A 12521-nucleotide genomic window follows, 5' to 3' on the forward strand; every position below is an offset into this window, starting at 1 on the left:
TTGGGCTTTGCGCCCAACCGGTTGATTCACCGAAACGCTTAGCCTTCCAGCAACTCGCCGGCTTGCTCGAGGATGTTCTCCACGGTAAAGCCGAAGTGTTCGAACAGCGCCGGTGCCGGAGCCGATTCGCCGAAGCTGGTCATGCCGATTACGCGGCCTTCCAGGCCCACGTACTTGTACCAGTAGTCAGCGTGAGCCGCTTCGATAGCGATACGCGCACCAACCTGCAGCGGCAGAACCGACTGCTTGTAATCGGCGTCCTGAGCTTCGAATACGCTGGTACACGGGATGGACACCACGCGCACGTTGCGGCCCTGCTCGGTCAGCTTGTCGTAGGCGGCTACGGCCAGACCGATTTCCGAACCGGTGGCGATCAGGATCAGCTCAGGCTCGCCAGCGCAGTCTTTGAGCACATAACCACCGCGCTCCACGTTGGCCAATTGCTCGGCGTCGCGTGCTTGGTGCGGCAGGTTCTGACGGGAGAAGATCAGGGCTGTCGGGCCGTCCTTGCGCTCTACCGCGTGCTTCCAGGCGACGGCCGATTCAACGGCATCGGCTGGGCGCCAGGTGTCGAGGTTCGGCGTGGTGCGCAGGCTGGTCAGTTGCTCGATTGGCTGATGCGTCGGGCCGTCTTCGCCCAGACCGATGGAGTCGTGGGTGAACACGTACAGCACGCGCTGCTTCATCAGTGCCGACATGCGCACGGCGTTGCGGGCGTATTCCATGAAGATCAGGAAGGTCGCGCCGTATGGCACGAAGCCGCCGTGCAGGGCGACCCCGTTCATGATCGCGCTCATGCCGAACTCGCGCACGCCGTAGAACATGTAGTTGCCGGCCGCGTCTTCGGCGCTGACGCCTTTGCAGCCTTTCCACAGGGTCAGGTTGGAACCGGCGAGGTCAGCCGAGCCGCCGAGGAATTCCGGCAGCAGCGGGCCGAAGGCGTTCAGGGCGTTCTGGCTGGCTTTGCGGCTGGCGATGGTCTCGCCTTTGCTCGCCACTTCATTGATATAGGCAGCGGCCTTGTCAGCGAAGTCGGCAGGCAGGTCGCCGGCCAGGCGGCGTTTCAGTTCGCTGGCCAGTTCCGGGTGCGCGGCGGCGTAAGCGTCGAAACGCTTGTTCCACTCGGCTTCGGCAGCAGCACCAGCAGCTTTGGCGTCCCACTCGGCATAGATGTCGGCCGGTACTTCGAACGGGCCGTGGTTCCAGCCCAGCGAGGCGCGGGTCAGGGCAATTTCGTCGGCTCCCAGCGGGGCGCCGTGGCAGTCTTCTTTACCTTGCTTGTTCGGCGAGCCGAATCCGATCACGGTTTTGCAGCAGATCAGGGTCGGCTGTGCGCTTTTACGCGCAGTGTCGATGGCAATCTTGATTTCTTCGGCGTCGTGGCCGTCGACATTGCGGATCACTTGCCAGCCGTAGGCTTCGAAGCGTTTCGGGGTGTCGTCGGTGAACCAGCCTTCGACTTCGCCGTCGATGGAGATGCCGTTGTCGTCGTAGAAGGCGATCAGCTTGCCCAGCTCCAGGGTGCCGGCCAGCGAGCTCACTTCGTGGGAAATGCCTTCCATCATGCAACCGTCACCCAGGAACACGTAGGTGTGGTGGTCGACGATGTTGTGGCCAGGACGGTTGAACTGCGCGCCCAGCACTTTCTCTGCCAGGGCGAAACCAACGGCATTCGCCAGGCCTTGACCCAATGGGCCAGTGGTGGTTTCCACACCCGGGGTGTAGCCGTATTCCGGGTGGCCCGGGGTGCGGCTGTGCAGTTGGCGGAAGTTTTTCAGGTCGTCGATGGACAGGTCGTAGCCGGTCAGGTGCAGCAACGAGTAGATCAACATCGAGCCGTGGCCGTTGGACAGAATGAAGCGGTCACGGTCGGCGAAGCTGGGGTTGCTCGGGTTGTGCTTGAGGTAGTCACGCCACAGCACTTCGGCGATATCCGCCATACCCATCGGTGCACCGGGGTGGCCGCTGTTGGCTTTCTGCACGGCATCCATGCTGAGGGCACGAATGGCATTGGCACGCTCACGACGGCTGGGCATCGCTAATCTCCTGGGTAGGGCTGATCACAAAAAGGCGGCCATTTTCGCCCAGGCAGCGGGTGCGGGGCAATCACAGATGGTCGTGCCGGGTGCTTTTGTCCCCTGCTCGACCCTTCATCACGCAATATCAAAACTTTTTGATATTGGTCTTGCTGGATAAAAAATGACCGACTAGACTGCGCAGCCTATGAATATGCGCGTCCCTCAGCTCCGCTTCGAGCCCGCCGATGAACTGGCCGCCCTGTGCAAGGCCGGCGGTGATCCGTTGCGCCTGAATGTGCTGCGAGCGCTGAGCAACGACTCGTTCGGGGTGCTGGAACTGGCGCAAATATTCGCCACCGGGCAATCCGGCATGAGCCACCATTTAAAGGTGCTGGCCCAGGCCGGCCTGGTGGCTACACGGCGTGAAGGCAATGCAATTTTCTACCGCCGTGCCCTGGCCCCGGCCGAGCGTCTCGGCGGTTTGCTGCACAACGCTCTGCTCGATGAAGTCGATGGCCTGGAATTACCGGCCGACGTGCAAACCCGCATCGCTGCCGTACATGGGCAACGGGCGGCGGCCAGTCAGGACTTTTTCAGCCGCATGGCGGAAAACTTCCAGGCCCAACAGGATTTGATCGCCGGCCTGCCGCAGTACCGCGACAGCGTGCTGGCCCTGCTCGATGCACTAGGTTTTGGCCCAGGCGCCACAGCCCTGGAAGTCGGCCCCGGTGACGGCGGCTTTCTGCCGGAGCTGGCGCGCCGCTTCAGCCAGGTCACCGCACTGGACAACAGCCCAGCGATGCTCGAACTGGCGCGCATGCGCTGCGAACAGGAAGGCCTGGGCAACGTCGTCCTGCAATTGGCCGATGCCCTTAATGAAGAAGGCGCGGGCCTGAGTGCCGACTGCGTGGTGCTGAATATGGTGTTGCACCACCTGGCCGCCCCGGCCGACGCGCTGAAACAGCTGGCGCAGCGGGTCAAACCCGGCGGCAGCCTGTTGATTACCGAGTTATGCCGCCACAACCAGAGCTGGGCCAGGGAGGCCTGTGGTGATCTCTGGCTAGGCTTTGAACAGGACGACCTGGCCCACTGGGCGACAGCCGCAGGGCTGACACCCGGAGAAAGCCTCTACATTGGTTTACGCAATGGTTTCCAGATTCAGGTGCGCCATTTTCAGCGCGCCCCTGGTAGCCCGGCCCCATCAGCAGCCGTAACGCTGCCGAACACTTGATAAACAGGAACCCGTCGAGATGAGCGAATACTCTCTTTTCACCTCTGAGTCCGTGTCTGAAGGACACCCAGACAAAATCGCCGACCAGATTTCCGATGCCGTCCTCGACGCCATCATTGCCCAGGACAAATTCGCGCGCGTTGCCTGCGAAACCCTGGTGAAAACCGGCGTAGCGATCATCGCAGGTGAAGTCACCACCAACGCCTGGGTCGATCTGGAAGAGATCGTGCGTAACGTCATCACCGACATCGGTTACACCAGCTCCGACGTCGGCTTCGACGGCGCGACCTGCGGCGTGATGAACATCATTGGCAAGCAGTCCCCCGACATCAACCAGGGCGTTGACCGCAGCAAGCCAGAAGACCAAGGCGCTGGCGACCAGGGCCTGATGTTCGGCTACGCCAGCAACGACACCGACGTGTTGATGCCCGCCCCTATCTGCTACGCCCACCGTCTGGTTGAGCGCCAGGCTGAAGCGCGCAAGTCCGGCCTGCTGCCGTGGCTGCGCCCGGATGCCAAATCGCAAGTGACCTTCCGCTACGAAAACGGCAAGCCGGTTGCCGTCGACGCCGTTGTACTGTCGACCCAGCACAACCCGGACGTCAGCTACAAAGACCTGCGCGAAGGCGTGATGGAACTGATCGTCAAGCACGTGCTGCCAGCTGAGTGGCTGCACAAAGACACCCAGTTCCACATCAACCCGACCGGCAACTTCGTGATCGGCGGCCCGGTTGGCGACTGCGGCCTGACCGGTCGCAAGATCATCGTCGACTCCTACGGCGGCATGGCCCGTCACGGTGGTGGCGCGTTCTCCGGTAAAGATCCATCCAAGGTTGACCGTTCCGCCGCCTACGCTGGTCGTTACGTGGCGAAGAACATCGTGGCTGCCGGCCTGGCCGACCGTTGCGAAATCCAGGTGTCCTACGCCATCGGCGTAGCCCAGCCGACTTCGGTTTCGATCAACACCTTCGGTACCAACAAAGTCAGCGAAGAGACCATCATCAAACTGGTCCGCGACACCTTCGACCTGCGCCCGTACGCGATCACCAAAATGCTCGACCTGCTGCACCCGATGTACCAGGCCACCGCGGCCTACGGCCACTTCGGCCGTACCCCGGAGCAAGTGACTGTTGGCGACGACACCTTCAGCACCTTCACCTGGGAAAAAACCGACAAAGCCGAACAGCTGCGCAAAGCTGCTGGTCTGTAAAAGCTACGTCGTTCCACAAAAAGCCCCGCCTAGTGCGGGGCTTTTTTGTTCCTGCGCATTCGTCAGCAATTGCCTGCCAAATAACCGGACGCCCAATTCAGGCAGCTCGACTCGCTACCTGCAGGATCCGCGCAAGATGCCCAGACCGTTTTCAACAGGGACGCGACGGGCATGAGCGAACACCAGCAGCGGGAATGGAAAGCCGCATGGCGTGATGAATATTTGAAGTGGATATGCGGCTTTGCCAACGCCGAAGGTGGCGTGCTGGAGATTGGTCGCGATGACGCCGGGGTACCGGTGGGGGTGGCGCAAGCAGCGCGCCTGCTGGAAGAACTGCCGAACAAGATACGCGACGTACTGGGCATCATGGTCGATGTAAATCTGCATGAAGAAGCCGGCTGCTCGCTGTTGGAGATCGTAGTACCGGCGTACCCCAGTCCAGTCAGCTACAAGGGCGAATATCACTACCGCAGCGGCAGCACCAAGCAGGAACTGAAAGGACCGGCACTGGCCCGCTTCCTCCTGCGCCGACAGGGCCTGCATTGGGACGGCGTACCGCTTCCCAACCTGAGTTTGGCTGACTGTAATCCAGCCGCCCTCCAGGCTTTTCGTGCCCGTGCTGCCAGAAGCGGGCGAGTGAATGAAGGCGTTTTGATCGATAGCGATCACGCGTTGCTCGCCAGTCTGCTTCTGGAAGAAGGCCAATATCTGAAACGTGCCGCGGCACTCTTGTTCGCGTTTCAGCCAGAACGATTCGTACCGGGGAACTCAATCAAAATCGGCTTCTTCGTCACCGATGACGATCTGCGCTATCAGGACGAAATTCACGGTGATCTGTTTTCCCAAGTGGAACGCGCCTTGGCCCTGTTACACAGCAAATACCTCAAAGCCTATATTCGCTATGAGGGCATCCAGCGAATCGAGCGCTATTTGTTCCCACTCCAGGCGTTGCGCGAAGCGCTACTCAACGCAGTGATCCACAAGGACTACGCCAGCGGCATTCCGATTCAGATCAGCGTGTATGACCACCAGATCGTGATCTGGAATCCTGGTCAGCTCCCTGAGCAATGGACCCAGCAACACTTGCTCGCCAAGCACCCGTCACATCCATTCAATCCGTTGCTGGCCTCGGCGTTCTTTCGCGCAGGCTATGTGGAGTCGTGGGGGCGAGGTATCGAGAAAATCTTCAGTGAATGCCGCCAGCACGGCATACCTAAGCCAACCTTTGACACGGGTGTTTCGGGGTTGATGCTGACGTTCCGTGCGGCACCGGAACAGGTGCTGGAGGCCCGGCAGGAAATCGCTCTGGAACAGCTGGAACAGAGGGGTACTACCCAAGAAACTACCCAAGAAACTACCCAAGAAACTACCCAAGAAATCAGCATGCGATCGGTGTCCGCGAGAGTAGTAGCCCTACTGATCCAACAACCCACCGCTACCCGAACAGAACTGGCGGAACAATTGGGCCTGACATCCGACGGGATCAAGTACCACCTGAACAAGCTACGGGCCGCCGGAACGATCCGCCACGTCGGCCCCACCAAGGGCGGGCGCTGGGAGGTACTCGGGAACACCTAAGTACTGCGCCTTCTTCAGCCTCAAGGGTCCACCGCAACCTACAACCCCGCCCTCCGCGTCCGATTGGCGAACGCCCTGTAATCCGTACCCTGCCTCCAAGCCCCCTCAGGAACAGGACGTTCACCATGCTGCGACGGATCGCCTTGCTGCTTTGCTGCGCCATCTCCCTACCCTCGCTCGCCACGCCCTGCCCCACCTGGCCGGCAGAACAGGCGACGATCGAACTCAACGCTCTCGCCACGCAGATCGTGCAATGGGACCGGCACTATTACCAACAGGGCCAAACGCTGATTGCTGATGAGCTGTACGACCAGGCGGTGCTGCGCCTGCGTGAGTGGCGCGACTGCTTTCCAGGTAGCGAGGTCGCCGAACTGCGGCCGCAACCGCAGCCGGCCGCCGGCCGCACCGCTAAACACCCTTTTGCCCACACTGGTTTGAACAAACTGGCCGACGCCGCGGCGGTTGCGGCCTGGCTGCAGCCGCGCAGCGATCTATGGGTACAACCCAAGGTCGATGGCGTGGCAGTAAGCCTGATCTATCGCCACGGCCTTCTCGCGCAGGCGATCAGCAGGGGCAACGGGCTCAGTGGGCAAGATTGGACGAAGCAGGCCCGCCTTATCCCGGCCATACCGGCGAACCTGCCGACGGCAGAAGCGCAAACGGTGGTGCAAGGCGAGCTGTATCTGCGCCTGCCCGCGCACATTCAAGCCAAACAGGGCGGACTTGGGGCGCGAGCTACCGTGGCCGGGTTGCTTAATCGGGATGCATTGAGCGCGGTCGATGGTCTGCGTATCGGCCTGTTTGTCTGGGAGTTGCCGGACGGTCCGCCGAGCATGCCGGAGCGTTTGCAGCGTTTGAAGGCGCTGGGCTTCAGCGCAACCACCGATTACAGCAAAGCGGTCAGCGGCCTGGCTGAGGTGGAGCACTGGCGTCAGCACTGGCATAAAAACGCCCTGCCGTTTGCCACAGATGGTGTGGTCATCCGCCAGGGCACGCGAGCAGTTGGCAGCCGTTGGCGCGCCGAGCCTCCGGCCACAGCGATGGCATGGAAGTATCCCTATGCCCAGGCCTTGGCCGAAGTGCGGCGAGTGGAGTTCAAAATCGGGCGAACCGGGCGTATCACGCCGCTGCTGCATGTGCAGCCGGTGCGCCTGGACGACCGCACGATTCGCCGCGTCAGTGCCGGCTCGTTAAGCCGCTGGCAACGGCTGGATATCCGCCCCGGCGATCAGGTAGCGATTGCCCTGGCCGGCCTGACCATTCCACGCCTGGACAATGTCGCCTGGCATACCCAGGTGCGCGCGCCCCTTGAGGTACCCGATGCCAACGCCTACGGCCTGCTGAGCTGTTGGAAACCGGTCGAAGGTTGCGCCAGCCAGTTCCGCGCACGGTTGCAATGGTTGAGCAGCAAAAAGGGCCTGGCCATGGCAGGGGTCGGCCCCGGCACGTGGGACAAGTTGCTCAGTGCCCGGCGTATTGAAGGCTTGCTCGATTGGCTGGATCTCAGCCAGACGGAGCTCGCCAGCCTGCCGGGCTTTGGTCAGCGCAGCGCGAGCACTCTGTACGGCAGCTTTCGCGGCACCTTGAAGGTGCCTTTCGTGACCTGGTTAAAAGCACTGGGGTTGCCTCCCACCGGCGCTGCCAACCTGGAACATAGCTGGGACACCCTGGCCAACCGCAAACAACTCGATTGGCTGGCCGAGCCCGGCATCGGTAAAACCCGCGCCCAGCAACTGGAGGCGTTTTTTCGTGATCCGCAGGTGCTGGCGCTGCGGGAAAAATTGCGCGCCAGCGGTGTGGCTGGCTTCTGACGGCACGCCTGGAAAACCGCAATGCGGTTTTCATCGGATAGACTTCAGGCCATTGCGACCCCGCAGCGGCCTGCCGCCTGCGGTCTTTTCACTGCCAAGGAGCGCTGCAATGTTTTCCCATAACGCTGTCCGTCACCTCATTTCCGCGACCCTGCTGAGCCTGCTGGCAAGCACCGCAGTCGCGGCCGAAACCACCAAAACCCTGACCGGCTGCGCCGCCAAGCGTGATGAAATTCAGCAGCAGATCGAGCAAGCCAAGGCCGCAGGCAACAGCGCGCAGCAGGATGGCCTGGAAACGGCGCTGAGTCAGGTGAAGAGCAACTGCACTGACGAGCAACTGGAAAAATCCCGCGAGCAGAAGGTGCTCGACGCTCAGCACGAAGTGAAAAAGCGTGAGAACGAGCTGCAAAAAGCCATGAGCAAGGGCGACCCGGAAAAGATCGACTCGCGCAAAAACAAACTCGCCGAGGCCCGCAAAGAACTCGACGAGGCAAAGAAGCAGCTTGAACGCTGATCAGTGGTTGCGGAACGCCTTGTGGCAGGTTTCGCAGGCGTCTTCTACAGCTTGCACCGGCGCGTCGAGTTTCTTCGCGTCCAGGGGCTGATCTTTACTCGCCACCACGAGGGCGGCAGTAGCGGTTTCCAGGTTCTTCGCCAGTTCCTGGAAGCGCGCCTGGTTTTCCCAGACCTCAGGCTTGGCGCTGCTCTTGTCGGTTTCCTGCACCTGCGGGAAATACTGCCAAGGCTGCTTGGACAGCTCGTCAAGTTTCACCGCATCGGTGGCGAAACGGGCGCTGTCGAACTGCACCCGACCACGCAACATGCCGCCCAGGTCTTCGCCGGTTTTCAGCATCTGCTTGAACACCGCCTGGCGCTTGCCTTGCGGCGAATTGGGGTCAACGCCGCCGCAGGCGGTGAGGGCCACGCAGGCCAGGGCAACGAGAAGGAATTTTTTCAGAATCATGACGAGGCTACTTTTGGCTGTTCGACGGCGGCCGCCAGTATCCTCGCCTGGGCGCGGTTTACCAACCGTTGCGACGCGGCGCCCGTGCGCCATTGCGCCGCAGGTACTCTGGTTAGACGCTGACGAAGAAGAAGCTGGCGATCAACGCCATGCCAATCCCCCATACCAACGAACGCACCGGTGCCCAATCGGCCAGGTAGCAGATCAGGTAGAGCACACGGCTGACCACAAACCAGATGGCCAGCAGGTCGATGGTGGTCTGCGCGGCATGACCAACCTGGTGGGCAATGATCACTGCCACGGCAAAGGCCGGGGTCACTTCAAAGGCGTTCAGCTGGGCATTGTTGGCACGTTTGGCCGGCCCGGTGAGGGTGGCCTGCAGCGCCCGTGGGTCGTGGTTGTGCTTGGGTGTGAAGCCACCACCCAGGGCTTTGGCCGCGACGGTGGCAGCGTAGGGAAGAAACAGCGCGATCAGTACGCACCAGTAAGCGATGGTCATGGCAACTCCTCGGTTTTATTGTCCGAGCAGCTTGCCTATAACTGCGCCCACAATCCATGGCCAGCGATGCGCTGGCCCATGGCATATCAGTCAATCAGCCGGCTCAGGCCGAGCCGCCCTCTTCCTTGAACTGGTCGCGGATATAGGTGATCTCGGTCTTGCCGTGGGGCGCCGGGTTGCCTTCTATGTCGACGTTGACGAAGACCATCTTGTCGATGGTGAGGATGCTCTTGCGGGTGATCTTGTTGCGCACCTCGGCGCGCATGGTCAGCGAGGTGCGGCCGAATTCGGTGGCGGTGATGCCCAGTTCGATGATGTCGCTCTGGCGCGCCGAGGCGACGAAGTTGATTTCGGAAATCAGTTTGGTCACCACCCGTTGGCTGCCCAGTTGGATGATCGCGTAGATCGCCGCTTCCTCATCAATCCACTTCAACAGGCTGCCGCCGAACAGCGTGCCATTGGGGTTGAGGTCTTCGGGCTTCACCCATTTGCGTGTGTGGAAGTTCATACCTGCTCCTCATGTTGGGACGGGTGGAGCATGGCAGACACCACCTGAGCCTGTCGCACCATGGCTATCAATAGTGCTCATAGCCCGTGCGCATAAGTAGACGGAAAGCCTTGGGCAAGGCGCGCTGCTTGGCTATAATCCCCCAGCTTCAAAGTGGCCTGCTGTATGTATGGCCGCTCCCGCCACCTGTTCGAGGGGCGCTGCAGCAGGGTCTTCCACCATGAAGTTTCCTGTCAGGCTCGAACAGGGCGTATCGAACAACGGGTCGAATCACCTCGGTGGTTCCCGGTTGTTAAAACGCATCAACGGCGCCCATTCGCACACCACGAATGGAGTTACAGCATGAGCGCTGCTTTTACCGACTATAAAGTCGCCGATATTTCCCTGGCCGCTTGGGGCCGTCGCGAAACCATCATCGCCGAATCCGAAATGCCCGCCCTGATGGGCCTGCGCCACAAGTACGCCGGTGAGCAGCCGCTCAAAGGCGCGAAAATCATCGGCTGCATCCACATGACCATTCAGACTGCCGTGCTGATCGAAACCCTGGTTGTCCTGGGTGCCGAAGTGCGTTGGTCGTCCTGCAACATTTTCTCCACCCAAGACCAGGCCGCTGCTGCCATCGCTGCTGCCGGCATTCCGGTATTCGCCTGGAAAGGCGAGACCGAGCAAGAGTACGAGTGGTGCATCGAGCAGACCATCCTCAAAGATGGCCAGCCATGGGATGCCAACATGATTCTCGACGACGGCGGCGACCTGACCGAGATCATCCACAAGAAATACCCGGCCATGCTCGACAAGATCCACGGCGTGACCGAAGAAACCACCACCGGCGTACACCGTCTGCTGGACATGCTGGCCAAGGGCGAGCTGAAGATCCCGGCCATCAACGTCAACGACTCGGTGACCAAGTCCAAAAACGACAACAAATACGGCTGCCGTCACAGCCTGAACGATGCCATCAAGCGCGGCACCGACCACCTGCTGTCGGGCAAACAAGCCCTGGTGATCGGCTACGGTGACGTGGGCAAGGGCTCGGCTCAGTCCCTGCGTCAGGAAGGCATGATCGTTAAAGTCACCGAAGTTGACCCGATCTGCGCCATGCAAGCCTGCATGGACGGTTTCGAAGTGGTTTCGCCGTTCATCGACGGCATCAACGACGGCACCGCTGCCAGCATCGACAAACTGCTGCTGGGCAAGATCGACCTGATCGTTACCACCACCGGTAACGTCAACGTCTGCGACAGCAACATGCTCACCGCCCTGAAAAAGCGCGCGGTGGTCTGCAACATCGGTCACTTCGACAACGAGATCGACACCGCTTTCATGCGCAAGAACTGGGCATGGGAAGAAGTGAAGCCACAGGTGCACAAGGTTCACCGCACCGGCGCCGGCAGCTTCGATCCGCACAACGATGACTACCTGATTCTGCTCGCCGAAGGCCGCCTGGTTAACCTGGGCAACGCCACCGGTCACCCGAGCCGCATCATGGACGGCTCGTTCGCCAACCAGGTACTGGCGCAGATCTTCCTGTTCGGCCAGAAGTACGCCGACCTGGCACCGGCACAAAAAGCCGAGCGTCTGACCGTGGAAGTGCTGCCGAAGAAACTCGACGAAGAAGTGGCCCTGGAAATGGTCAAGGGTTTCGGCGGCGTTGTGACTCAGCTGACCAAAACGCAAGCCGACTACATCGGCGTGCCGCAAGAAGGTCCGTTCAAGCCACACGCTTACCGCTACTGATGTGCCCGGCGCGCGCCTCGTGCGCGCGCCTTGCCGCGAAGTACAGGCTCGCGCTTTTCCTCAGGAAAGCCGGGCTTGTCGACCATTCGCCAGCGTTTCCGAGAGCACTTTTAAATGAGCAAAGAACGTCGCTACAGCTTCGAGTTCTTCCCGACCAAGACCGACGCTGGGCATGAAAAACTGATGGCCACCGCCCGTGTGCTGGCCGGCTACAACCCCGATTTTTTCTCCTGCACCTACGGTGCCGGGGGTTCCACCCGCGACCGCACGATCAACACCGTGCTGCAACTGGACAGCGAAGTGAAGGTGCCAACCGCACCTCACCTGTCCTGCGTGGGCGATAGCAAGGCCGAGTTGCGCGCCCTGCTCAAGCAATACCAGGAAGCAGGTATCAAGCGCATCGTCGCCTTGCGTGGCGACCTGCCATCCGGCATGGGCATGGCCAGCGGCGAGCTGCGTCACGCCAATGACCTGGTGAGCTTCATTCGTGAAGAAACCGGCAGCCACTTCCACATCGAAGTCGCCGCCTACCCGGAGATGCACCCGCAAGCGCGCAACTTCGAAGACGACATCGCCAATTTCGTTCGCAAGGCCAAGGCCGGCGCCGACAGCGCGATCACCCAGTACTTCTTCAACGCCGACAGCTACTTCTACTTCGTCGAACGCGTACGCAAGATGGGCGTCACCATTCCGATCGTGCCGGGCATCATGCCGATCACCAACTACAGCAAACTGGCGCGCTTTTCCGACGCCTGCGGCGCGGAAATTCCACGCTGGATTCGCAAGCAGTTGGAGGCTTATGCCGACGACATCGACAGCATCCAGAGCTACGGCGAACAGGTGATCAGCGAGATGTGCGAACGCCTGCTGCAAGGCGGCGCACCGGGGTTGCACTTCTATACCCTGAACCAGGCCGAGCCTAGCCTGGCGATCTGGAACAACCTCAAGCTGCCGCGTTAATACCC

The 12521-nt window shown here is 61.0% G+C and carries 11 protein-coding genes and 1 riboswitch; of the genes, 7 read left to right on the top strand and 4 right to left on the bottom strand.

From position 1 onward, the window contains the following. Positions 1 to 38 precede the first annotated feature (38 nt). Complete coding sequence (gene tkt / locus C8K61_RS04235) at positions 39 to 2036, bottom strand: transketolase (protein WP_108094954.1); 1998 nt, start codon at positions 2034 to 2036, stop codon at positions 39 to 41. A 187-nt stretch (positions 2037 to 2223) separates the two neighbouring features. Here tkt and C8K61_RS04240 point away from each other — a divergent pair, with 187 nt between their 5' ends. From C8K61_RS04240 to C8K61_RS04260, 5 genes are all read left to right on the top strand, one after another. After that, on the top strand, positions 2224 to 3249 hold the full coding sequence (locus C8K61_RS04240) for a metalloregulator ArsR/SmtB family transcription factor (protein ID WP_108094955.1): 1026 nt from the start codon (positions 2224 to 2226) through the stop codon (positions 3247 to 3249). 19 nt (positions 3250 to 3268) lie between these two features. Then, positions 3269 to 4459, top strand: a complete 1191-nt coding sequence (gene metK / locus C8K61_RS04245; protein WP_108094956.1) for a methionine adenosyltransferase — start codon at positions 3269 to 3271, stop codon at positions 4457 to 4459. Positions 4460 to 4630: 171 nt separating this feature from the next. Next, positions 4631 to 6037, top strand: a complete 1407-nt coding sequence (locus tag C8K61_RS04250) for an ATP-binding protein (RefSeq protein ID WP_108094957.1) — start codon at positions 4631 to 4633, stop codon at positions 6035 to 6037. A gap of 125 nt (positions 6038 to 6162) precedes the next feature. Further along, the gene (gene ligB, locus C8K61_RS04255; protein WP_108094958.1) at positions 6163 to 7848 is read left to right on the top strand and encodes an NAD-dependent DNA ligase LigB; all 1686 of its coding nucleotides are present in this window, start codon (positions 6163 to 6165) and stop codon (positions 7846 to 7848) included. Positions 7849 to 7957: 109 nt separating this feature from the next. Beyond that, positions 7958 to 8362: a DUF1090 domain-containing protein gene (locus C8K61_RS04260; RefSeq protein ID WP_108094959.1), complete on the top strand. Its 405-nt coding sequence runs from the start codon at positions 7958 to 7960 to the stop codon at positions 8360 to 8362. Here the strand turns inward: C8K61_RS04260 and C8K61_RS04265 are convergent, their stop codons facing one another. The 3 genes from C8K61_RS04265 to C8K61_RS04275 form a co-directional block, all read right to left on the bottom strand. After that, complete coding sequence (locus C8K61_RS04265) at positions 8363 to 8812, bottom strand: cytochrome c (protein WP_108094960.1); 450 nt, start codon at positions 8810 to 8812, stop codon at positions 8363 to 8365. Positions 8813 to 8924: 112 nt separating this feature from the next. After that, complete coding sequence (locus tag C8K61_RS04270; RefSeq protein WP_108094961.1) at positions 8925 to 9311, bottom strand: MAPEG family protein; 387 nt, start codon at positions 9309 to 9311, stop codon at positions 8925 to 8927. 103 nt (positions 9312 to 9414) lie between these two features. Beyond that, entirely contained in the window at positions 9415 to 9819 is a 405-nt protein-coding gene (locus tag C8K61_RS04275) for an acyl-CoA thioesterase (RefSeq protein WP_108094962.1), read from the bottom strand. A 186-nt stretch (positions 9820 to 10005) separates the two neighbouring features. After that, positions 10006 to 10140, top strand: a riboswitch (S-adenosyl-L-homocysteine riboswitch). A gap of 21 nt (positions 10141 to 10161) precedes the next feature. Between C8K61_RS04275 and ahcY the strand changes: the two genes are divergently transcribed. Together ahcY and metF are read left to right on the top strand one after the other, a co-directional pair. Continuing rightward, complete coding sequence (gene ahcY / locus C8K61_RS04280; RefSeq protein WP_108094963.1) at positions 10162 to 11556, top strand: adenosylhomocysteinase; 1395 nt, start codon at positions 10162 to 10164, stop codon at positions 11554 to 11556. Positions 11557 to 11670: 114 nt separating this feature from the next. After that, on the top strand, positions 11671 to 12516 hold the full coding sequence (metF, locus tag C8K61_RS04285; RefSeq protein ID WP_108094964.1) for a methylenetetrahydrofolate reductase [NAD(P)H]: 846 nt from the start codon (positions 11671 to 11673) through the stop codon (positions 12514 to 12516). The last annotated feature ends 5 nt before the right edge of the window (positions 12517 to 12521 follow it).

Source organism: Pseudomonas sp. GV071 (genome assembly GCF_003050835.1).
In the GTDB taxonomy this organism is placed as follows: domain Bacteria; phylum Pseudomonadota; class Gammaproteobacteria; order Pseudomonadales; family Pseudomonadaceae; genus Aquipseudomonas.

What these genes read in the sequence shown, in the direction of transcription:
- tkt (WP_108094954.1), bottom strand. Translation starts at nt 2,036, where the DNA reads ATGCCCAGCCGTCGTGAGCGTGCCAATGCCATTCGTGCCCTCAGCATG.
- C8K61_RS04240 (WP_108094955.1), top strand. Translation starts at nt 2,224, where the DNA reads ATGAATATGCGCGTCCCTCAGCTCCGCTTCGAGCCCGCCGATGAACTG.
- metK (WP_108094956.1), top strand. Translation starts at nt 3,269, where the DNA reads ATGAGCGAATACTCTCTTTTCACCTCTGAGTCCGTGTCTGAAGGACAC.
- C8K61_RS04250 (WP_108094957.1), top strand. Translation starts at nt 4,631, where the DNA reads ATGAGCGAACACCAGCAGCGGGAATGGAAAGCCGCATGGCGTGATGAA.
- ligB (WP_108094958.1), top strand. Translation starts at nt 6,163, where the DNA reads ATGCTGCGACGGATCGCCTTGCTGCTTTGCTGCGCCATCTCCCTACCC.
- C8K61_RS04260 (WP_108094959.1), top strand. Translation starts at nt 7,958, where the DNA reads ATGTTTTCCCATAACGCTGTCCGTCACCTCATTTCCGCGACCCTGCTG.
- C8K61_RS04265 (WP_108094960.1), bottom strand. Translation starts at nt 8,812, where the DNA reads ATGATTCTGAAAAAATTCCTTCTCGTTGCCCTGGCCTGCGTGGCCCTC.
- C8K61_RS04270 (WP_108094961.1), bottom strand. Translation starts at nt 9,311, where the DNA reads ATGACCATCGCTTACTGGTGCGTACTGATCGCGCTGTTTCTTCCCTAC.
- C8K61_RS04275 (WP_108094962.1), bottom strand. Translation starts at nt 9,819, where the DNA reads ATGAACTTCCACACACGCAAATGGGTGAAGCCCGAAGACCTCAACCCC.
- ahcY (WP_108094963.1), top strand. Translation starts at nt 10,162, where the DNA reads ATGAGCGCTGCTTTTACCGACTATAAAGTCGCCGATATTTCCCTGGCC.
- metF (WP_108094964.1), top strand. Translation starts at nt 11,671, where the DNA reads ATGAGCAAAGAACGTCGCTACAGCTTCGAGTTCTTCCCGACCAAGACC.